The organism is Kribbella sp. NPDC006257 (assembly GCF_040613535.1).
In the GTDB taxonomy this organism is placed as follows: domain Bacteria; phylum Actinomycetota; class Actinomycetes; order Propionibacteriales; family Kribbellaceae; genus Kribbella.
Genome location: NZ_JBEXSJ010000061.1, coordinates 1 through 21598, shown reverse-complemented (window position 1 = coordinate 21598; position 21598 = coordinate 1). Strand labels below are relative to the sequence as shown.

Annotated in this window: 20 protein-coding genes; 16 read left to right on the top strand and 4 right to left on the bottom strand. The window is 68.0% G+C overall.

Features of this window, described 5'->3' with window-relative positions:
* Positions 1-149: 149 nt before the first annotated feature.
* From shbA to ABZ004_RS39465, 9 genes are all read left to right on the top strand, one after another.
* A complete protein-coding gene (gene shbA, locus ABZ004_RS39505; RefSeq protein ID WP_355687289.1) occupies positions 150-770 on the top strand; it encodes an RNA polymerase sigma factor ShbA in 621 nt (206 codons plus the stop codon).
* Positions 763-2145, top strand: a complete 1383-nt coding sequence (locus ABZ004_RS39500) for a hypothetical protein (protein WP_355687287.1) — start codon at positions 763-765, stop codon at positions 2143-2145. The genes shbA and ABZ004_RS39500 overlap by 8 nt, the downstream gene beginning before the upstream one ends.
* A 135-nt stretch (positions 2146-2280) precedes the next feature.
* Positions 2281-3792 carry an IMP dehydrogenase gene (gene guaB / locus ABZ004_RS39495; protein ID WP_355687286.1) on the top strand — a complete coding sequence of 504 codons (1512 nt, stop codon included), beginning with the start codon at positions 2281-2283 and terminating at the stop codon, positions 3790-3792.
* Between the two features lie 100 nt (positions 3793-3892).
* A complete protein-coding gene (locus ABZ004_RS39490) occupies positions 3893-5032 on the top strand; it encodes an AAA family ATPase (protein WP_355687284.1) in 1140 nt (379 codons plus the stop codon).
* Positions 5029-5535, top strand: coding sequence for a DUF4276 family protein (locus tag ABZ004_RS39485; protein WP_355687282.1), 507 nt, complete (start codon positions 5029-5031; stop codon positions 5533-5535). Before ABZ004_RS39490 ends, ABZ004_RS39485 begins: the two co-directional genes overlap by 4 nt.
* A complete protein-coding gene (locus tag ABZ004_RS39480; RefSeq protein WP_355687281.1) occupies positions 5529-5699 on the top strand; it encodes a DUF4276 family protein in 171 nt (56 codons plus the stop codon). The genes ABZ004_RS39485 and ABZ004_RS39480 overlap by 7 nt, the downstream gene beginning before the upstream one ends.
* A 154-nt stretch (positions 5700-5853) precedes the next feature.
* Positions 5854-6960, top strand: coding sequence for a GuaB3 family IMP dehydrogenase-related protein (locus ABZ004_RS39475; protein WP_355687279.1), 1107 nt, complete (start codon positions 5854-5856; stop codon positions 6958-6960).
* Positions 6957-7685 (top strand): acyl-CoA thioester hydrolase/BAAT C-terminal domain-containing protein, encoded by a 729-nt coding sequence (locus ABZ004_RS39470; protein WP_355687278.1) that lies wholly within the window; start codon positions 6957-6959, stop codon positions 7683-7685. Before ABZ004_RS39475 ends, ABZ004_RS39470 begins: the two co-directional genes overlap by 4 nt.
* Positions 7686-7721: 36 nt before the next feature.
* A complete protein-coding gene (locus ABZ004_RS39465; protein ID WP_355687276.1) occupies positions 7722-8120 on the top strand; it encodes a hypothetical protein in 399 nt (132 codons plus the stop codon).
* Here ABZ004_RS39465 and ABZ004_RS39460 read toward each other — a convergent pair.
* Both ABZ004_RS39460 and ABZ004_RS39455 read right to left on the bottom strand, forming a co-directional pair.
* A complete protein-coding gene (locus ABZ004_RS39460; protein WP_355687274.1) occupies positions 8117-9034 on the bottom strand; it encodes a TIGR03086 family metal-binding protein in 918 nt (305 codons plus the stop codon). The two genes, ABZ004_RS39465 and ABZ004_RS39460, sit on opposite strands and share 4 nt — an antisense overlap.
* Before the next feature lie 46 nt (positions 9035-9080).
* Positions 9081-10526, bottom strand: a complete 1446-nt coding sequence (locus ABZ004_RS39455) for a hypothetical protein (protein WP_355687273.1) — start codon at positions 10524-10526, stop codon at positions 9081-9083.
* 128 nt (positions 10527-10654) lie between these two features.
* Between ABZ004_RS39455 and ABZ004_RS39450 the strand changes: the two genes are divergently transcribed.
* The 7 genes from ABZ004_RS39450 to ABZ004_RS39420 all read left to right on the top strand — a co-directional run bounded on the left by ABZ004_RS39450 (position 10655) and on the right by ABZ004_RS39420 (position 20167).
* The gene (locus ABZ004_RS39450) at positions 10655-12247 is read left to right on the top strand and encodes a succinic semialdehyde dehydrogenase (protein WP_355687271.1); all 1593 of its coding nucleotides are present in this window, start codon (positions 10655-10657) and stop codon (positions 12245-12247) included.
* A complete protein-coding gene (locus ABZ004_RS39445; RefSeq protein WP_355687269.1) occupies positions 12244-13953 on the top strand; it encodes a GMC family oxidoreductase in 1710 nt (569 codons plus the stop codon). Before ABZ004_RS39450 ends, ABZ004_RS39445 begins: the two co-directional genes overlap by 4 nt.
* A gap of 541 nt (positions 13954-14494) precedes the next feature.
* Positions 14495-15490, top strand: a complete 996-nt coding sequence (gene bioB / locus ABZ004_RS39440) for a biotin synthase BioB (protein WP_355687267.1) — start codon at positions 14495-14497, stop codon at positions 15488-15490.
* A gap of 184 nt (positions 15491-15674) precedes the next feature.
* On the top strand, positions 15675-17036 hold the full coding sequence (gene bioA, locus ABZ004_RS39435; RefSeq protein WP_355687265.1) for an adenosylmethionine--8-amino-7-oxononanoate transaminase: 1362 nt from the start codon (positions 15675-15677) through the stop codon (positions 17034-17036).
* Complete coding sequence (locus ABZ004_RS39430; protein WP_355687264.1) at positions 17036-18193, top strand: 8-amino-7-oxononanoate synthase; 1158 nt, start codon at positions 17036-17038, stop codon at positions 18191-18193. Before bioA ends, ABZ004_RS39430 begins: the two co-directional genes overlap by 1 nt.
* Complete coding sequence (gene bioD, locus ABZ004_RS39425; RefSeq protein WP_355687262.1) at positions 18190-18861, top strand: dethiobiotin synthase; 672 nt, start codon at positions 18190-18192, stop codon at positions 18859-18861. Before ABZ004_RS39430 ends, bioD begins: the two co-directional genes overlap by 4 nt.
* A 259-nt stretch (positions 18862-19120) precedes the next feature.
* Positions 19121-20167 carry a hypothetical protein gene (locus tag ABZ004_RS39420; RefSeq protein ID WP_355687260.1) on the top strand — a complete coding sequence of 349 codons (1047 nt, stop codon included), beginning with the start codon at positions 19121-19123 and terminating at the stop codon, positions 20165-20167.
* Positions 20168-20227: 60 nt separating this feature from the next.
* Here the strand turns inward: ABZ004_RS39420 and ABZ004_RS39415 are convergent, their stop codons facing one another.
* Both ABZ004_RS39415 and ABZ004_RS39410 read right to left on the bottom strand, forming a co-directional pair.
* A complete protein-coding gene (locus tag ABZ004_RS39415; protein ID WP_355687258.1) occupies positions 20228-20887 on the bottom strand; it encodes a response regulator transcription factor in 660 nt (219 codons plus the stop codon).
* Positions 20884-21598, bottom strand: a 715-nt coding sequence (locus tag ABZ004_RS39410; RefSeq protein ID WP_355687256.1) for a histidine kinase, incomplete at its 5' end; no start/stop codon positions are given. The genes ABZ004_RS39415 and ABZ004_RS39410, both read right to left, overlap by 4 nt.

The window sequence follows — 21598 nt, the reverse complement described above, 5'->3', positions numbered from 1 at the left end:
GATCACGATTTGGGACTACTCCGGAGTACCCCTGCGGGGGTGACTGGTTGTAGTGAAAGATGCTCAGCGATTACTGGTTGCCACTATGCAACGGGCGGTGGCGGCCGTACTATCTTCCAGGCTGACCGGTCCGATACGAGGGGGGCGAGGTGACCGAGGTCCAAACACCGCACACCCCTGATCGGGTCGAGCTGCGAGATCTCGCCGCACTGGCGGGGAGCGGCGATCCGACCGCGCTGAACGATCTGCTCACCCGGGTCCGGGCCGTTGCCCACCGGTACGTGCGGTCGCGCCTGTGGACCTATCCTGGTGGCGCCGACATGGTCGATGACGTCGCGCAGGAAGTCTGTGTGGCGGTGTTCGGGGCACTCGGCCGGTACCGTGACGAGGGGCGGCCGTTCGAGGCGTTCGTGTACGGCATCGCGGCGAGGAAGGTCGCCGATGCCCAGCGGGCGTTCGCGGTGGCGGATGTGTCGACGCCGGACCTGCCGGACGGGGCGGACGAATCGCCGACGCCGGAGGAGCACGCCGTACGGTATGCGGAGCTGCGGCATGTGATGGGCCTGATGGACAAGTTGCCGGAGAAACTGCGGGAGATCCTGCGGCTCCGGGTGGTTGCGGGGATGTCAGCCGAGGAGACCGGCCGGGCACTGGGGATGACACCGGGGGCGGTGAGGGTCGCACAACATCGAGCGTTGAACACGCTCAGGGGGTTTGTGGGGCATGAGGCAAAGTTGGAACGACGGGCCGGGGAGGAGCGAAATGGCTGACCGTTTTGATCTTGACGCGATCGAAGCCGATGACGCACTGCTCGACCTGCTCGCAGCCGGTGGGGAGACAGCCTGGGCGGCGGCCGAGCACGACCCGGCCCTGATGCTGCTGGCCGAACTGCGGCTGGCGGTCGAGGTCGAGGACGAACTCCCGGTGGAGACGATCGACGACCCGGAGAGTTTCCTGGCGCGCTGCGCTGCGCTGAACCCGGCGATGGATCCGTTCGCCCGCAAGATGGCGGCCCGTGGACTGGCGCTCGGCGTCGCCGCGGTGGCCGCACTGTCGATCTCGGGCGTGGCCGCGGCCGTCAACGGTGACCCGCTGTCGCCGTACGAGAAGGTGATCGAGAAGGTCGTCGACGGGCTGAGCCCGGAGACCACCGTCCCGAAGGAGAAGCTGGACGGGCTGGCGCCGTTCGACAAGACGAAGATCGTCAAGGTCCAGAGGGACTTCCAGAAGAAGCAGGAAGAGCAGCAGGCCGCCCAGGACGCCGCGGACCAGAAGGACCCGGCGGCCGGTGGAGACCTGCGCAACGCGATCGACATCACGCCGCCGCTGGCCCGCCCGCCGGTGCCGCAGCTGCCGACCACCACCAAGGTCGACCCGCCGGTCGTCCAGCCGACCCAGCCGTCGGATCCGCAGCCGACCGATCCGCCCAGTGACCCGCCACCGAGCGACCCGCCGCCGAGCGACCCGACCGGTGAGCCGAGCACGCCGACGACGACACCGACCGATCCGCCGACCGACACGACCACCACGCCGCCGCCGAGCGACCCGACCAGTGAGCCCACGAAGCCGGCCGGTGGCGACAACGGCACCACCGGCGAGGGTTCGTCGGACCCGAGCACGACGCCGGTGCCGAGCACGGATCCGTCGGCCGGCCCGGGCGATGGATCGGGTGAGCTGGAGACCGGTGACGGTGGTCAGACCGGTGACGGAGCTCAGACCGGCGACGGAGCTCAGGCCGGTGACGGTGGTCAGACCGAGCAGCCGGATGACAGCCTGCCCGGTGGCGACACCCAGTCCGGCGACACCCAGCCCAGCGACACCAAGGACAGCACGCCGGCGGACCTGCCGGCCGGGGACGGCACCACCGGGCTGCTCAGCGAGCTGCTGCCGGTGCCGACCGGTGAGCCGACCGAGCTGCCGAGGCTCGAGCAGTACTCCGGCGGCTCACTCAACCCGACTGCCAAGCACTCGAACGGCAAGGTCGCGCTCGGCTGGGCCAAGGGCAAGTATCAGGCCGGCAAGCACTCCAACGGCAAGTACGTCGAGGGCAAGCACGCCGCGATCGCCCGGGCGCACGGCTCGATGGCCCCGGTGACGCTGCGCCAGATCCTGACCGTCCTGAACGGCCCGATGCACGAGCACTGACCTGTACTGCGAGCGCAAGGCCGCGCCTGTGGGCGTGGCCTTGCGCCGTCCTGTGGAGGACCGATTGAGGCTCCACGGCGCTCCCGGCATAGGATGGGGTCCCGTTCTCGCCGTGCAAAGGTGCCTGCCTTCCTCATGGACATCACACCCTCCGGAGTTCCCGACAAATTCGGCGTACTCGGTCTGACCTTCGACGACGTGCTGCTGCAGCCCGAAGAGTCCGACGTCATCCCGTCCGAGGCCAACACCCGGTCCCGGGTCAGCCGCAACATCGAGGTGAACATCCCGCTGCTGTCCAGCGCGATGGACACCGTCACCGAGGCCCGGATGGCGATCGCGATGGCGCGCCAGGGTGGTCTGGGCGTGCTGCACCGCAACCTGTCGATCGAGGACCAGGCCCAGCACGTCGACCTGGTCAAGCGGTCCGAGTCCGGCATGATCGCGCAGCCGATCACGATCGGCCCGGACGCGACCATCGGTGAGGCCGACGCGCTCTGCGCGCAGTACCGGATCTCCGGTGTGCCGGTGGTGGACAAGGCCGGCGTGCTGGTCGGCATCGTCACCAACCGCGACATGCGGTTCGAGACGAGCCAGGACCGCCCGGTGCACGAGGTGATGACCAAGCAGCCGCTGATCACCGGCAAGCAGGGCATCTCCGCGGACGACGCGATGGCGCTGCTCAGCAAGCACAAGGTGGAGAAGCTCCCGCTGGTCGATGCCGACGGCAAGCTGACCGGCCTGATCACGCTGAAGGACTTCGTCAAGCGCGACCAGTTCCCGCTGTCCACCAAGGACAGCTCCGGGCGGCTCCGGGTGGCCGGCGCGATCGGCTTCTTCGGCGAGGCCTACAAGCGGGCGATGACGCTCGTCGAGGCCGGCGTCGACCTGCTCGTGGTGGACACCGCGCACGGTCACTCCCAGGCCCAGCTGGAGATCATCCGCAAGCTCAAGGCCGACCCGGCCACCCACGGCGTCGACGTGGTCGGCGGCAACGTCGGCACCCGGGCCGGGGCCCAGGCACTGGTCGACGCGGGCGCGGACGGCGTGAAGGTCGGCGTCGGACCGGGCTCCATCTGTACGACGCGGGTCGTGTCCGGCGTCGGCGTGCCGCAGGTCACCGCGATCTACGAGGCCTCGCTGGCCTGCAAGCCGGCCGGCGTACCGGTGATCGGCGACGGCGGACTGCAGTACTCCGGTGACATCGCCAAGGCGCTCGTGGCCGGCGCGGACACCGTGATGCTCGGGTCGCTGCTGGCCGGTTGCGAGGAGTCGCCGGGCGACCTGGTGTTCATCAACGGCAAGCAGTTCAAGGCGTACCGCGGAATGGGCTCGCTCGGCGCGATGCAGTCCGGCGGCCTGCGCAAGTCGTACTCCAAGGACCGCTACTTCCAGAGCGACGTCGGCAGCGACGAGAAGCTGATCGCCGAGGGTGTCGAGGGCCAGGTGCCGTACCGCGGCCCGCTCTCCGCCGTCGCCCACCAGCTGATCGGCGGCCTCCGCCAGTCGATGTGGTACTGCGGCTCCCGCACCATCCCCGAGCTCCAGGACAAGGGCAAGTTCGTCCGCATCACCTCGGCCGGCCTCCAGGAGTCGCACCCCCACGACATCCAAATGACAGTAGAAGCCCCGAACTACTCCGGCCGCTGACCCTGACGGCCAGCTCTTGCGAGCCGACAAGCCGCTCGGTGAGTGACTTGTCGGATCACAAGGTTCCGTTGTTACGCTCTGCGTGACGGAAGGTGCATTTGTGGCTGGAGAGGTACCGCTTCGGCAGATCAAGGTGAGTGGCCTCACCTCGCTGGACCACGCCGTCCTGGACTTGTCGAGCCCGGTGACCTTGCTGGTGGGGCCGAACGGCGCCGGTAAGAGCAATGTCGTCGACGCGTTCGAGATGCTCGGACGAGTGATCGATCAGCAACTGAACGACCACCTCCTCAGAAGCGGTGGGTTTGCGGCGATCCTGCACCGGACTGCCGATCCTGCACTGACGCCGACGGCGATCGACATCGAGGTCTGGGGTGAGTGGCAGGCGGATGTCTCGAACGGCTACAAAGTCAGGATCGAGGCGGGTCCTGATGACCTCGGCCTGATTCGCGAGACAACGATGTTCCACGACCGTTCGAAGTACGAGCGACCACACGAGACCGATCTCGGCACCGCGCGGGAGAGCCGCCTGCGGGCCCAGGCTGTTGCCGAGGCGAAAGCGTCCTATGTGCTCCATCTGGTAGCAGGTTGCCGGGTCTTCCACTTCGATGACACCAGCGCCGATGCGCCGCCCAAACGCCGTATCGACCCTGCTGACAACCTCACGCTGGCACCGGATGCCCAGAACATCGCCGCCGTGCTTCTCCGTCTTCGGTCCGACGATCCAGCCCGCTATCAACGGATCGTCCGCGTTGTGCGCGGTGTCGCGCCGTACTTCGATGACTTCGTGCTCGAGCAGGAAGGCGGCGCGATCCGGCTCAGGTGGCGAGAGCGAGGTCTGGACTCGGTCTTCTCCGCCGACAACCTCAGCGACGGGACACTGCGCTTCGTTTGCCTGGCGGTGCTCCTGCTGCAGGACAACGCGCCGGGGACGGTGGTTCTGGACGAGCCAGAACTCGGTCTCCACCCCTTCGCGATCCACCAGCTCGCAGCGTTACTCCGCCGCGCGGCCAGGGATCGGCGTGTCGTCGCCGCCACCCAGTCGGTCACGTTGCTGGAGCAGTTCAGCGTCGAAGAGGTCGCCATCGTGGAGCGGACCAGGACCGGCACGCAGATCCAGCGACCGGATCCCAGCACCCTGGTGGAATGGTTGTCGGAGTATTCGCTGGGCGAACTCTGGGAGAAGAACCTGCTCGGTGGCCGGCCGCGTCCTGATGATTCGCCGCGTGTGGTGGGTGGATGACGGACTACCGCCAGCTCGCGATCCTGGTCGAAGGACAGACCGAGTCAGCATTCGTCACCGAGATCCTGGGTCCTTATCTGCAACCCTTCGGTGCCTATGTCACGCCGGTGATCGTCAAGACGGCCCGCCTCGCCGACGGTACGACGTACAAGGGCGGCGGCATGGTCTGGAAGCACTACCAGGAAGAGCTGTTACGGCTGCTGGGTTCGTCCCACTACCGATGCGTTTCCATCCTCGTGGACTTCTACGCCTACCCGCGTAACGCTCCGGGCTCGGACTGCTGCCGCCGTCCGCATCAACCCCGCAGCTGTGCCGACACGCGGAAAGAGGCTATGGCGGCGGCGATCGGCAGTGCCCGATTCGTGCCGCATGTGGTTCTCCACGAGTTCGAGACCTGGGTGATCGCCGCCGCGCTTGGGGCCGGATCGCTCCTCGGTGATGTCTCGGTCGCGAAGGCGCTGCAGGCAGAAGCAGCTTCGGTTGTAACGACGTCGAGTTGCTGAACGACTCGCGCCAGACCGCGCCGTCCAAGCGTGTGCTGCGCCGTTGGCCTGATTACGACAAGGTCATCGACGGGATCGAGGTCATCCGCGAGGCTGGACTCGAAGCCGTGATGGAACGGTGCCCAGGTCTGAAGACCTGGGTCGGGGAACTTCTCGACCGCTGAGTGCGTGAGATGGCAACCTGCCACCCGGTGGCGCACCCCAGGCTCCGACCATCGATCCCGGTGGCGTCGTACAGTCCGGTGGTTCCACGGCCCCGGGTATCCAGGGTTTCCCCAGTAGCCGGGCGGGGTTCCTGGTTGGCCTAAACTGCGGGGCATGACCGAGATCGAGATCGGCCGGGCCAAGCGGGGCCGGCAGGCGTATGCGTTCGACGACATCGCGATCGTGCCGTCGCGGCGCACCCGGGATCCCGAGGAGGTCTCGGTCGCCTGGCAGATCGACGCGTACCGGTTCGAGCTGCCGATCCTGGCTGCGCCGATGGACTCGGTGATGTCGCCGGCCACCGCGATCGCGATCGGCAAGGCCGGCGGTCTCGGCGTACTGAACCTCGAAGGTCTGTGGACCCGCTTCGACGACCCGACCTCGCTGCTCGAGGAGATCACCAGCCTCAGCCGTGAGCAGGCCGTGCACCGGCTGCAGGAGATCTATTCGGCGCCGATCAAGCCCGAGCTGATCTCCCAGCGGGTGCAGGAGATCCGCGATTCCGGGGTCACCGTGGCCGGCGCGTTGTCGCCGCAGCGGACCAAGCAGTTCGCCAAGCACGTCGTGGACGCGGGCGTCGACCTGTTCGTCATCCGCGGTACGACGGTGTCGGCCGAGCACGTGTCCGGTCAGGCGGAGCCGCTCAACCTCAAGCAGTTCATCTACGACCTCGACGTACCGGTGATCGTCGGCGGGTGCGCGACCCACCAGGCCGCGCTGCACCTGATGCGGACCGGTGCAGCCGGCGTACTGGTCGGCTTCGGTGGTGGCGCGGCGCACACGACCCGCAAGGTGCTCGGTGTCGCGGTGCCGATGGCGTCCGCGGTCGCCGATGTCGCGGCGGCCCGCCGGGACTACATGGACGAGTCGGGCGGCCGCTACGTGCACGTCATCGCCGACGGTTCGGTCGGCCGGTCCGGCGACGTGGCCAAGGCGATCGCGTGTGGCGCGGACGCCGTGATGGTCGGATCGCCGCTGGCTCGCGCGAGCGATGCTCCCGGTGGCGGATTCCACTGGGGCGCCGAGGCCTGGCATGCGGATCTGCCGCGCGGTGAGCGGGTCGAGGTCGGCGTCACCGGCACGATGGAGGAGATCCTGTTCGGCCCGTCCTGGGTGCCGGACGGCACGATGAACCTGGTCGGCGCGCTCAAGCGGGCGATGGCCACGACCGGCTACACGGAGCTCAAGGAGTTCCAGCGGGTCGAGGTCGTCGTCGGGTGAGCACCGGGATCCTGCTGCTGCATGGTTCGAGCGGGGTGCCCGATCTGGACCGGGCCAGGATCCTCACGGCACAGGGGTACGACGTCCTCGCACCGAAGTGGTTCGACGAGCGGGTCAGCGAGGTCCCGCTGGAGTCGTTCCCGCTGGACGAGCTCGCGGCCCGCAACGACCGGCTGGTCGTGATCGGTAGCTCGTTCGGTGCCGAGGCGGCGCTGTTGCTCGGCACGGTGGACGAGCGGATCGATGTGGTGGTCGCGTGTGCGCCCGGTGCTCATGTCTGGTCGTGGATCGAGGACGGCGTACAGACCTCGCACTGGACCTGGCAGGGTGAGCCGCTGCCGTTCGTCCCGTTCGATCTGGCGTGGGAGCCGGCCGACGATCCGCCGAGCTACGTCGACAGTTATCGGCACCGGCTGAAGATGTTTCCGGCCGAGGCCGCGGCGGCACGGATCCCGGCCGAGCGGTTCCAGGGCGAGCTCCTGATGCTGGCCGGTGACGACGACAAGGTCTGGCCGGCGGTGGAGTTCGCCGAGCAGATCGCGTTGCGGCGCGGCAGTCTGGAGACACGGACGTTGATCGGTGCCCAGGCCGGGCACCGGTTCATCTTCCCGGGTGAGCGCCCGAAGGCCGGCGGCCAGACGATGGCTCGCGGCGGCTCCGACGAGGCCGACGCAGCCTTCGGTACGCAGGCCTGGCCGGTGCTGCTCGAGGTGCTCGCCGGTTGATCCGCGTCGCTTGAGTAGTTCTGGAAGGATTGGGCCATGGGACTCTTCAGCCGCCGCAGCAAGGACTCCGACAACGTTGCCCTCGCCGCCGCCCGGGCGAGACTGTCTCCTGCCGACGTGGACCAGATCCGCTTCCTGCTCACCACGAAAAAGACGCTCTTCGCGGTGAAGTACGTGAAGGAACGCACCGACGTCGACCTGCACCAGGCCCGCGACCTGGTCGAGGAGATCCGCCTCGGCCGCTACGTCCCACCGATCAGTGACACCCCCGTACTACGGATGCCCGGCACCAACCTCGCCGAGCGCACCCGGTCCTTGAAGGCAGCCGGTGAACTCCACCAGGCAACCGCCCTGGTGGTCAGCGAAACCGGTATGACCGAAGCCGAGGCCGGCCTGTTCGTCGGCGCTCTCAAACTCGACGCCCAAGACAGCTAACCCTTCACATAGGAAAGCTTCTCCGCGACCTTCCCGTCGCGCAGCCGGAGGATGTCGACTCCCCGGACATGACCGCGCTCGCCGTCTCCGGAGTTCCACGAGAACCGCCAGCGCACGATCGCCCGGTCGCCCAGCACCACCGACTCCTCGAACTCGAAACGCGCGTCGTTCGTCTGCTGGAACAGCTGTTCCCACTGCTCGCGAACGGCCTGCCCACCGACGAAGCGAGCGCCATCGGGGGCCGGTGAGGTCGACTCGAACACGCAGTCCGGGGTCATCTCGGCCATGATCGCGTCCACATCTCCCCGCTCGAAGCCCGCATTGAGCCGGTCCACCGCGGCCCAGGCAGGCGTCCATCCGGGATCGCGGCCGAAAGCCCCCAGCAGTACGCCCGCCGGATCTGAGAACCCTTCCACCCGTACGCCGATCGCGCCGCCGCCGCGATACAACTCCTCGCGATCCTTGAACCAGGTCGCGATCCCGTCCACGACAGCAGGGTCAAGGTCAGCCGCAGAACCGATCGCGACGGCGAGATCCCAGCTGTGCACGAGATGGTCGGCCGTGAGCTGGTAGACGTATTCGGCCGCCTGCTCCTCGCCGTACGAGAGCTGGACGGTGGCACCACGCAGTACGGGCTCGATGACGGCGTTCTGGGCGGCCCGGGCAGCATGGGCGGCGGCGGATGCCGGGTCGTCACCGAGCAGGTCGCCGTCGAGTGAGTCGCCGACGTCCGCGATGGTCCCGCCGGCCAGCAAGGGCACGGTCCAGCGCTCCTCGCCGACGACGTGGTTGACCAGTTCGCGCACGGTCCAGGCCGAACAAGGCGTCGGATCTCCCCACTGATCCGCTCCTACCGAGGCCACCTGACGGACGAATTCCTCGCTGGCCCGGCGATGCATTTCCACGACATCCATGGCCCTACCCCCTTGAAGGCCAGCGTGCGCCCGCCGGGGATGACCGTCAATGCTGCAGTTGGGCGGCCGCGTCGTGGGCGTGCTGGGAGGCGGTGAAGTCGCCGGTGGCGGCGAGCAGGTCGCCGTGGTGGCGGTAGCAGGCCCCGGCCAGCTCCTTCACCTCGCCGTCCGTCATCGTGAACGGGATCAGCGCGGTCGCCACCTCGGCGCTCCAGCCGGCCAGGTCGAGAGCCATCTCGGTCTGCCCGGCCGCGTGGTACGCCTCGGAGATGTCCAGCAGCACCTGTGCCCAGACCGGCGCGTACGTCGAGGTCTCGTACCGCATCCGGTGCGACTCGCGCTCGGACGAGATCGCGAACAGGTAGTGCGCTTCGAGCCCGAGCGTCAGTGCGGTCTCGGCGTCGTGCAGGAGCATCGGGCGGACCAGTTCGGCCAGTTCGGTCGCGCGGACGGCAGCCGACTCGGGGTCGGTCCGGCCGGACACGGTCGCCAGCGTCATGCCGGGCGCGGGTTCGCTCAGGGCCATCAGGCGGTAGTACTGCTCGTAGGGCCCGAGCTTGATCTCCGCGTTCTCCAGCGCGGTGGTCAGCGACGGCGGGATGCCGCGGTCCAGCTCCTCCGCGACCCGGGCCGCAGTTTCGGGATCGGTCGCGACCGCGGTCCGCAGGCAGGTCTCGCCCTCGATCATCCGGCCGACGATGCCGAGGTGCTTGCCCTTGCGGGTCAGCGCGGAGACGAGGGTCCGCAGGTCGGTCGCAGATTCGGAGTCGGCGAGCGTGTCCGCCGTACTGAGTCCGATCTCGTCCGCTTCGAGGGCCAGATCGAGCCGTCCCTCGGCAGCGTGGATGTCGGCCGAGACGGCCGTCGACGAGCAGAGGTAGCGCGCGTAGGACAGTGACTGCGGGCTCGCGTTGATCTTGTCGGCCAGTTGCAGGAACAGCTGGGTCGCCGCGTCCGCGGACGCCACGGCCAGGTCCGGGTCGCCGTACCGGCGCAGGATCAGCGCGTTCATCGCGAGCACCCGGGCGAAGTCGGGCTGGTGGTCGATGCCGTTCTCGCCGCCGACCAGCTGGCCGTACGCGATCACCGCGCCGTCCATCTCCAGTACGGCGGTCGCTCCGTAGCCGCGGTGGGCCTGGGTCATCGCGCGCCGGGCCCGGACGTCGGCCAGGAACGACGTGGCGTCGAGAACCCCCGCGTCACTGAGCTCGGTGTAGCCGAGTTGGGCCTCATGGAGGGCGGCAAGCGCTTCCTCGTGACGGCCCGAGGCATTGAGTGAACCGGCCAGTTCGTACTGCGTGGCTGCCATCAGGTGCTTGGCCTCGTAGTGGTCCGGGCGGTCCCCGGCTCGTTCCCTGGCCAGCTCGATCACGCGTTGCTGGTACGGCCCGGCCTCGTCGGCACGGCCTTCCTCGATCAGCACCTGGGCTGTCTGCAACGCCTCGCCGAGCTCGTCCTCAGGAGGCGTCCAGAGCCCCCCGCTGTCCACCATCTTTACAACCCCGCCCTTTCACCAGGTCAAGCGCTCACAGTAGCGTTTACCTGCAAGAACTTCTTCACCTAACTGCGGCGCTGTCGTCAACTGCTGACACAGCTGTTACCGGCAGGTAGCCTGGGCAGATGAGCGAGCAGACCTCGATTCCTGCTGACCCCGAGCTCGACCCCACCGCGTCGTACGCGACCGACCAGTCGGTGATCCGCCGGCTCGGTGGTCTGCTGCACGCGACAGCAGGAACCCGCACCTCCTACGCACCCGCGACCGGGCAACCGGTTGCTGAGCTGCCGCTGTCCAGCCCCGACGACGTGCTGGCCGCCGTACGGTCGGCCCGGCGGACCCAGCGGAGCTGGAAGAACACGTCTCTCGACGACCGCGCCGCGATCCTGCTGCGCTACCACGACCTCGTCCTGGACCACCGGCACGAGCTGGTCGACCTGGTGATCGTGGAGTCCGGCAAGGCCCGCAAGCAGGCCTTCGAGGAGGTCGCGCACGTAGCGCTCACCGCCCGGTACTACGGGCGCAAGGCTACGGAACTCCTCTCGCCGCAACGCAAGCTGGGCATGTTCCCCCTGCTCACCCGTGCCGAGCAGCGCTTCGTCCCCAAAGGCGTGGTCGGCATCATCTCGCCCTGGAACTACCCACTCAGCATGGCGATGGCAGACGGCCTCCCTGCTGTTCTCGCCGGCAACACTGTCGTTCACAAGCCCGACAGCCAGACCCCGCTGACCGCGTTGCGCGCGATCGAGCTGCTCTACGAAGCAGGTCTCCCACGCGACGCCTGGCAGGCCGTGAACGGCGACGGCCCGACCGTCGGCGGCGCGCTCATCCAGAACACCGACTACATCTGCTTCACAGGCTCGACCAAGACCGGTCGCCTGGTAGCTCAGCAAGCGGGCGAGCGCCTGATCGGCTGCAGTCTCGAGCTCGGTGGCAAGAACCCCATGCTCGTACTACGTGACGCCGACGTGCACCGCGCCGCCGAGGGCGCCGTGCGGGCCTGCTTCTCCAGTGCCGGCCAGCTCTGTGTCTCGATGGAGCGGCTGTATGTCGCGGACCAGATCTACGACGCCTTCGTCACCGCGTTCCTGGACCGGGTGAAGAAGATCAAGCTCTCGGCCGGCACCGGCTGGGACGTCGACATGGGTTCGCTGATCTCGAAGGCCCAGCTGGAGACGGTCAGCCGGCACGTCGAGGACGCCAGGGCACGCGGAGCCGTAGTACTGGCTGGTGGGAAGGCGCGGCCGGACCTCGGGCCGTTGTTCTACGAGCCGACCGTGCTGTCCGGGGTGACGCCGGCGATGGAGTGCTTCGACCACGAGACCTTCGGGCCGGTCGTGTCGATCTACCGGTTCTCCGACGAGGCCGAGGCGATCGAGCGTGCCAACGAGGGCGAGTACGGGTTGAACGCGAGCGTCTGGACCAGGGACGGCAGTCGCGGCCGCAAGATCGCCGCCCAGCTGGTGGCCGGCACGGTCAACGTGAACGAGGGCTACGCCGCCACCTTCGGCTCGATCGACACCCCGATGGGCGGCATGCGGTCGTCGGGACTCGGCCGCCGGCAAGGCATCGAAGGCATCCGCCGGTACGTCGACCCGCAGGCGATCGCGACCCAGCGGGTGCTCCCGATCGCCGCGTCCCACGGAATCAAGGACGAGGCGTACGCCGAACTGATGACCGGCGCGCTCCGAGTCCTGAAGAAGCTGGGCAGGGCATGACCTTCGATCACGACGTCGTCGTCATCGGCTCCGGCTTCGGCGGCTCCGTCAGTGCGCTCCGGCTGGTGGAGAAGGGGTACGACGTCGCCGTACTGGAGGCCGGTGCGCGCTACGAGGACGCCGGTTTCGCGAAGACTTCCTGGGACAAGAGCCGGTTCCTGTTCGCGCCCAAGCTCGGCTGGTACGGGATCCAGCGGATCAGCGCGCTCCGCGACGTGATCATCCTGTCCGGCGCCGGAGTCGGCGGCGGCAGCCTCGTCTACGCGAACACCCTGTACGAACCGCTGCCCGCTTTCTACACCGACAAGGCCTGGGCGCACATCACCGACTGGAAGTCCGAGCTCGCCCCGTACTACGACCAGGCGAAGCGGATGCTCGGCGTCACGACGTACCCACACTTCACCCCGGCCGACAAGGTGATGAAGCAGGTCGCCGACGATCTGGGCGTGGGGGACACCTTCCACCCGACTCCGGTCGGCGTCTTCTTCGGCGAACCGGGGGTCGAGGTCGACGACCCGTTCTTCGGTGGCGCCGGCCCCCGGCGTACGGGCTGTATCGACTGTGGCGAGTGCATGACCGGGTGCCGGCACAACGCGAAGAACACGCTGACGAAGAACTACCTGTACCTGGCCGAGAAGGCCGGAGCCAGGGTGTTCCCGATGACCACGGTGACGTCGGTCCAGCCGCTCGCCGGCGGCGGCTACGAGATCACCACGCGGCGTACGTCGAACCGCAAGGCCGTCCGCGTTTTCACTGCCCAGCAAGTGATCTTCGCCGCCTCGGCGCTCGGTACGGCCAAACTCCTGCACCGGTTGAAGGACGAGGGCAAGCTGCCGCGGTTGTCGGATCGGCTCGGCGTGCTGACCCGGACCAACTCCGAATCGTTGCTCGGGGCAATCGCCCGGGACCGGACGGTGGACTACAGCCGCGGCGTCGCGATCACCTCGTCGTTCCACCCGGACGAGATCACCCACATCGAGCCGGTCCGGTACGGCAAGGGCAGCAACGTGATGTCGCTGCTGCAGACCGTGCTCACCGACGGCGGCGGCGACAAGGCGCGCTGGCGGACCTGGCTGCGCGAGATGGGGGCGCAGCGGAAGAACCTGCGCCGGCTGTACGACCTGAAGCACTGGTCGGAGCGGACCGTGATCGCGCTGGTGATGCAGACCGCGGACAACTCGATCACCACCTTCGGCAAGCGGGACCGGTTCGGCCGCTGGCGGCTCTCGTCGAAGCAGGGGCATGGCGCGCCGAACCCGTCGTGGATCCCGGTCGCCAACGAAGTGGTCCGGCGGATGGCCAAGCTGATGAACGGTACGCCGGGTGGCACGATCGGGGAGCCGTTCAACGTGCCGATGACCGCTCACTTCATCGGCGGCTGCGCGATCGGCGACTCCGCGTCGACGGGTGTGGTCGATCCGTACCACCGGGTCTACGGGTACGAGGGGCTGCACATCGTCGACGGCTCGACGATCTCGGCGAACCTCGGGGTGAACCCGTCCCTGACCATCACGGCGCAGGCCGAGCGCGCCTTGGCCTTCTGGCCGAACAAGGGCTCCGCCGACGGACGGCCGGCTCTCGGCTCGAAGTACGAGCGAGTGACGCCGGTCACACCAGTGCATCCTGTGGTCCCTGCGGACGCACCGGCGGCTTTGAGGCTGCCGATTGTGGAGATCACCAAGAAGCCGGCTGTGACGAAACCGTGACGCTATGACAACAAAGCCTCGTGATGGATGGGATTCACGAGGCTGAGCGCTATGAGGGTGAAAATGAAAAACCCTCAACCTTGGTCAGGTTGAGGGTAAAGGTGCCGGAAAAGGGAGCAGGTCCCTCGGGAACGTTTCCGCCCAAATCGTTTCCCGAGGGACCCACTCAAGCCGGGGTGAGGCGCCCGGCGCTTTGGGATCGGGTCACCAACCATAGCTGGCGACCCGAGCTCATGTGCCTCACTCTACTACCGATTCGAGCCATTTTGACCGGCTCGCGGTGACCGTAATCACTCTGCGTGCTGATCGTAATGTGCGACATTTCAGTCGCTCCTCGTAATCAGGGGCTGTGTTCTTGCGATCACCGCCTCTGCACACATCAACGAGGCCACTCACAAGGGGTTACGAAGTTCCGGAAAACTTTTCTGGAGATCCTCCCTGAGGCACTTCCGGAGCGGGTGTTCCAAGGTGACGCCCCTCGCAGTGCCAGGGGGTGGTGCTGGCTTACTGTGGGCCGACCGTTCGATGAGGCAGGAGAACCATGACCGACATCCTCGAGGTAGCTCGTGAGCAGGTACTGGGAAGAGGCGTCGGCCTCTCCGAGGAGCAGCTGGTCGAGGTCCTGCGATCGCCGGACGAGCAGCTCGACGACCTGCTGGCGCTGGCGCACGAAGTACGGGTGAAGTGGTGCGGTGAAGAGGTCGAGGTGGAGGGGATCATCTCGCTGAAGACCGGCGGCTGCCCCGAGGACTGCCACTTCTGCTCCCAGTCCGGTCAGTTCACCTCGCCGGTGCGCGCGGTCTGGCTGAACATCCCCGAGCTGGTCGAGGCCGCCAAGGAGACCGCGAAGACCGGCGCGACCGAGTTCTGCATCGTCGCCGCCGTCCGCGGCCCCGACGAGCGGCTGATGTCCCAGGTGAAGGCCGGGATCGAGGCGATCAACGCCGAGGTCGACATCAACATCGCCTGCTCGCTCGGCATGCTCACGCAAGCTCAGGTCGACGAGCTCAAGGCGATGGGGGTGCACCGCTACAACCACAACCTCGAGTCCGCCCGCTCGTACTTCGGCGACGTCGTCACCACGCACTCCTTCGAGGAGCGCTGGGACACCTGCCTGATGGTCCGCGAGTCCGGCATGGAGCTGTGCTGCGGCGGTCTGGTCGGGATGGGCGAGACCCTGGAGCAGCGCGCGGAGCTGGCCGCCCAGCTGGCCGAGCTCGAGCCGCACGAGGTCCCGCTGAACTTCCTCAACCCGCGCCCCGGGACGCCGTTCGGCGACATGGAGATCATGGCCGGCAAGGACGCGCTGCGGACCATCGCCGCGTTCCGGCTGGCAATGCCCAAGACCGTACTGCGGTATGCCGGTGGCCGTGAGCTGACACTCGGCGACCTCGGCACCCGCGAAGGACTGCTCGGCGGCATCAACGCCGTCATCGTCGGCAACTACCTGACCACCCTCGGCCGCCCGGCGACCGCGGACCTGGACTTGCTGGCCGACCTGAAGATGCCGGTGAAGGAACTCCAGAAGACGCTATGACCACAGTGCTCTACTGCGGCCACTGCGGCCGCGAGACTCTTGATGGCACGCACGACAGGTGCCAGCAGTCTCTGGCCCTCGAACCGCCCCGGTACTGCGCTCAGTGCCGGCGGCGGATGATCGTCCAGGTCCACCCGATGGGCTGGACCGCCCGCTGCTCCGCGCATGGTGAGGTCGCTTCGTCATGACCAAGCTGCCTGCCTCTGCCTCCGTATCTGCCTGCGTCTCTGCCTCCGCCTCCGGCTCCGCTGGGCTGCTGGCCGCCGATGCCGAGTCGCTCTGGCACCCGTACTCGTCGCTGAGCAAGCCGTCGCCGATGCATCTTGTCCGCGGCGCAGACGGGGTGCGGCTGCGGCTGGACGACGGCGCCGGTGGGACTGTTGAGGCGATCGACGCGATGGCCTCGTGGTGGTGCATGATCCACGGCTACCGCAATCCGGTCCTGGATGCGGCGCTGAAGGCGCAGGTCGACGACTTCAGCCACGTGATGTTCGGCGGGCTCACGCACGAACCGGCGATCCGGCTGGCCTCTCGCCTGGTCGAGATCACGCCTGAGCCTTTGCGGCACGTCTTCTTCTGCGACTCGGGTTCGGTGTCGGTCGAGGTCGCGATCAAGCTGGCGCTGCAGTATCAGGTGGCTCGGGGCTTTGCAGGCCGGACGCGGATGCTGACTGTCCGCGGCGGGTACCACGGCGACACCTTCGCGCCGATGAGCGTCTGCGACCCGGTGAACGGGATGCACTCGCTGTTCACCGGTGCGCTGAAGGAGCAGGTCTTCGGGCCGCAACCGCCGAGCGGGTTCGACCGGCCGGACGACGATCCCGAATTCCTCGCCTGGGCTTCGGCGATGCGGCAGGTCGCCGCGGAGTCCAAGGATCAAGTGGCGGCGATCATCGTCGAGCCGATCCTGCAAGGTGCCGGTGGCATGTACCCCTACAGTCCGGCCTGCCTCCGCCTGCTGCGCGAGCTGGCCGACGAGCACGGCTTCCTGCTCATCCTGGACGAGATCGCGACCGGCTTCGGCCGGACGGGGACGTTGTTCGCCTCGGAGCACGCTGATGTCATGCCGGACATCCTTTGTCTGGGGAAGGCGCTCACAGGTGGCTACCTGTCGATGGCCGCAACACTCTGTACTACGGACGTCGCGCACACCGTGTCGGGCGGCCCGGGTGGCGCGTTGATGCACGGCCCCACCTTCATGGCGAACCCCCTGGCCTGTGCGGTTGGCCTGGCGAGCGTTGATTTGTTGTTGGCCTCCGATTGGGCTGCTGGGATCGCTCGAATCTCGGCGGGGTTGTCCGCCGGGTTGGCGCCTGCCGCTTCGTTGCCCGGAGTGAAGGATGTACGGGTCCTCGGTGCCGTCGGTGTCGTGCAGCTGGCCGGCCCGGTCGACATGAAGCGCATGACAGACGCCGTACTGCGCCGTGGTGTCTGGGTCCGCCCGTTCCGCGATCTCGTCTACACGATGCCGCCGTACGTGTGCACCGACGACGAGATCGCCACCATCACCTCGGCCATCACCGAAGCAATTGCCGAGGGCAACTGATGTCGGACGATGGCGTTCGCGGGTCGCGCGGCCTGCTGGCGGACTGGCTGACACCGAAGGCAGAGGCGCTGGAATCCCGGGGCCTGACCCGTCGGCTGCGCCCACGCCCTTCCAGCGAAGTGCTGATCGACCTTGCCAGCAACGACTACCTCGGCCTGGCGCGCGATCCACGGGTTGTCGAGGCCGCAATGGCTGCAGTACAGGAGTGGGGCACGAGCGCCACAGCGTCCCGCCTCGTGACCGGTACTACGGCCCTGCATGCGGAACTCGAGTCGTCACTGGCTTCCTATGTCGGCCAGGACTCTGGTCTTGTCTTCTCGTCCGGGTACCTCGCCAACCTCGGCGTCGTCACCGCGCTCGGTGGACCTGGAACGTTGCTGGTATCCGACGAGCATGTCCACGCATCGCTCGTCGATGCCTGCCGGTTGTCGCGCTCGCGGGTAGAGGTCGTGCCGCACAACGACGTCGAGGCGGTCGGCAAAGCGCTTGCCGAACGCAAGGAACCGCATGCTGTGATTCTGATCGAGTCGGTTTACAGCGTCCTGGGTGACGCTGCGCCACTCGCTGAACTCTCGGCGATTGCGTTGGAGCACGGCGCCGTGCTGATGGTGGACGAGGCCCATGGTTTAGGTGTCACCGGCAACGGCCACGGTTCGGTCCACGCGGCCGGACTGGCGGGGCTGGACCACGTCGTCGTCACCATGACGCTCTCCAAATCCCTGGCCGGCCAAGGGGGCGCAGTACTGGGCCCCGCCGTACTCCGCGAGCACCTGGTCAATCGAGCTCGCCCTTTCATCTTCGACACCGGCTTGAACCCGGCCGCCTGCGGGGCCGCCCTAGCGGCGCTCCACATCCTGGCGGAACAAGAGCCCACCCGCCCAGACGCGATCCATACCACCGCAGCCCGCCTAGCCGCAGTCTGCAACGTCACCCCGTCCGCCGGCGCGGTCGTCTCCGTTCCCATGCCCGGTCCCCGCGAAGCAGTCCACGCCGCCTCGCTGTGCCTGGACAACGGCGTACGGGTCGGCAGTTTCCGCCCACCGAGCGTCCCCGACGGCATCTCCCGCCTTCGCCTGACCGCGCACGCCGGCCTGTCGTCCGACGACCTGGATCGCGCCTGCGAGGTCATCACCGCCGCCATCAAGGAAGTCTCATGATCCTCATAGTCACCGGCACCGACACCGGCGTCGGCAAGACGGTAGTCACCGCCGCCCTCGCCGCACGCGCACTGGGGGAGATTGGCAGCGGCCGGGTTGCGGTGGTCAAGCCTGCCCAGACCGGTGTCACCGGCGAGGAGCCGGGCGACCTGCAAGAGGTCGAGCGTCTGACGGGACTGACCGATCTGCACGAAGGGATCCGGCTGCGCGATCCGCTGGCCCCCACCACAGCCGGCCGCCGCGAGCAGCTCGCCCTTCCGTCGGTCGACGCCCATGCGAAGACGATCGACGACCTGGCCGCTGACCGGGAGCTCGTGATCGTCGAGGGCGCCGGTGGTCTCCTGGTCGGCCTCGACGAGGACGGGAACGACCTGGCCGACCTCGCTGCCCGGCTGGAGAGCCCGTTCGCCTTCGTCGTGGTTGCTCGCGCTGGGCTCGGGACGCTCAATCACGCCGGCCTGACGGTCGAGGCACTCCGTGTCCGCGGACTACCGATCGTGGGTCTGGTGATCGGGTCCTGGCCGGCCGAACCGGATCTTGCCGAGGAGTGCAACCTGGAGGACCTGCCGGCGACGACCGGCGTACCGGTGATCGGCCGGATCCCCGAAGGCGCCGGCTCGCTGTCCCGCGAGGCCTTCACTGCTGCCGCACCCAGCTGGTTCAGCTGAATCAGAGCCCGGTTTCGAGCAGTACGGACCGCCACACCTGGGTCAGGCGATTTCGGGCACCCCTCCCCGGATTCGGCCGCCTTCCCAGGCTCGTATCGCCGCACCGGACGCCCTCACCGTCTCGACTCGCGGTAGGGGAGCTCGACCTACCGGCGCGAGGCGCCGGGAGTCGGGCGCGGTAAGTGGCGAGGCCGACCGCTGACACAGTGTTCTTTGGACTGAAACGGTGGTTCATTCAGCGTCGATCTACACTCAGGCGGTGACTCGTTGCCCGGCTCGGTATGACGAAGAGCTGGGGATGTGGGTCGTTGACGATCCTGCGGAGGTGCGGGATGTACTGCTGGATCCGCAGACGTTCCGGCCGGACAACGCCGTGGTCGCGCATACCGCGCTGAGTGTGAAGGCGTTGCGCGTGCTGCAGGGTGTCGGGTTCGCGTTGCCGCCGACGCTGGCGAACAACGCGGGGGAGTCGCATCGGGGGATCCGGGCCGCGGTGGCGAGGTTCTTCAGTCCGGCGAAGGTTGCTGCGATCGAGCCGTTGGCGCGGGAGTTGGTGGCCGAGCGGGTGCGGGCTGCTTCGAAGTTGTTGGAGAAAGGTCCGGTGGACCTGGTCGAGGTAGTTGCAGCGGAGGCGCCGGCGGTGGTGTTGCTGGAGATGCTCGGGGTGCGCGACGTCGACGTACCGGCCCTGAAGGCGTGGAGCCGGGAGTCGCTGGAGCTGTTCTGGGGGTGGCCGGATGAGGATCGGCAGTTGGAGCTCGCGCACAGTGCGGCCGAGTTCTATGCGTGGTTGCGGAAGCGGGTCGCCGGTGCGTCCGGGGACGACTTGTTCGGCGTACTGGTCTCGCTCGGCTTGAGCGATGAGGAAGTGTGCGCGGTTGCCTACTTCTTGCTGATCGCGGGGCAGGAGACGACGACGCAGCTGATCTCCGCCGCCTTCCATCGGACGATCGGGTCCACGGTCGGCGATGCCGGCGAGTTGGTCGAGTCCGTACTACGGGAGTCGTCGTCCGTCCCCACCTGGCGCCGGATCGTGGCACACCCGACGACGGTCGGCGATGTGGAGCTCCCAGCGGGTGCCCCGATCCTGCTCGGGTTGTCGGGGCACGGCGGGCCTGCCGATTTGGCCTTCGGGCTCGGGATTCACCGGTGCCTCGGCGCGGGGTTGGCTCGGCTCGAGACGCGGGTGGCGCTGGAATGCGCCGGGCCACTGCTGGCCGCAGTACAGGCTGTTGAACCAGAACCGCCGATGATCGACCTGCTGTCCTTCCGCGCACCGGCGCGCATCCTGGTGACCCGGGTCTAGTAGGCGGCACCGGCGCGATCTGGTGGCCGGCGGCAACGAGGCCGTCGCACATCCGCTGCACTAGCGGTCGCCCGGGGAGACCAGGCCGGTTTCGTAGGCGAGGACGACGGCTTGGGCGCGGTCGCGGAGGGTGAGCTTGGCGAAGATGCGGGCGACGTGGGTCTTCACCGTCGCCTCGCTCAGCGTCAGCTCGGCGGCGAGCTCGGCGTTCGACAGCCCATGGCCCATCAGGGTGAGGACCTCGAGCTCCCGTGGGGTCAGGGCCGCGAGATCGCGATGGATCGCGGGCGTGGCCGGTGCCGGTGTCGCGAACCGTTCCACCAGCCGCCGCGTGATCGAGGGAGCCAGCAGGGCGTCGCCCGTGGTGACCAGGCTGACCGCCGCCGCCAGATGCTCGGGAGTGACGTCCTTCAGCAGAAACCCGCTGGCCCCGGCGGCCAGTGCGGCGTACACGTACTGATCCAGATCGAAGGTGGTGAGGATCAGAACCCGGCAGTCCGTCGGCGTCGCCAGGATGCGGCGGGTTGCCTCGAGGCCGTCCATCGTCGGCATCCGGATGTCCATCAGGACGACATCCGGTGCCAGCCGGCGAACCGCCTCGACGGCTTCAGCGCCGTCGGCCGCCTCACCGACGACCTCGATGCCGCGCGCGTTCAGGATCATCCGGAACCCGGTCCGCACCAGCGCCTGGTCATCGGCGATCACCACCCGAAGAGTCACCGCCGCTCCAGCGGGATCTTCGCCCGGACCCGGAATCCGCCACCGAGTCGCCGCCGCGCATCGAGATCGCCGCCGTACACGGCCACCCGCTGCCGCAACCCCAGCAGCCCGCGTCCTTCGCCACCCGCCACTGGCGAACGCCCGCCGGTCAGGATGCTCGGCCCGGTGTTCAGGATCTCCACCCGCAACGCATGGTCCGAATACCGCACCGTCACCTCGGCCTTCACCCTGTCGCCGTGCCTGAGCGCGTTGGTCAGCGCCTCCTGGATGATCCGGTACGCCGTGACGTCGACCCCGGCCGGAAGGGGACGCGGCTCACCCGAGATCCGCACCTCCACCGGTAACCCGGCGAAGGCGATCCGGTCGATCAGCGGACTGAGCCGGCTCAGACTCGGCTGTGGCGCCAGCCGCTCGTCCTCTTGACCATCGGCTGAGGGTGCCAGTAGGCCCAGCAGATGCCGCAGTTCGGCCATCGTGTCGCGCCCGGCAGCCTCGACCGCGAGCAAGGCGGCCTCGGCCTGATCCGGCTCGGTCGCCAGCACCTGCCGCGCCGCGCCGGCCTGGATCACCATCACGCTCACGTTGTGGCTGACGATGTCGTGCAGATCGTGGGCGATCCGGGCCCGCTCGGCGTCGACCGCGGTCTGTGCGGCGCTCTCCCGTTCGCGCTCGAGCAACCACCCGCGTTCCTCCAGCGCGCGGGCGTGCGCC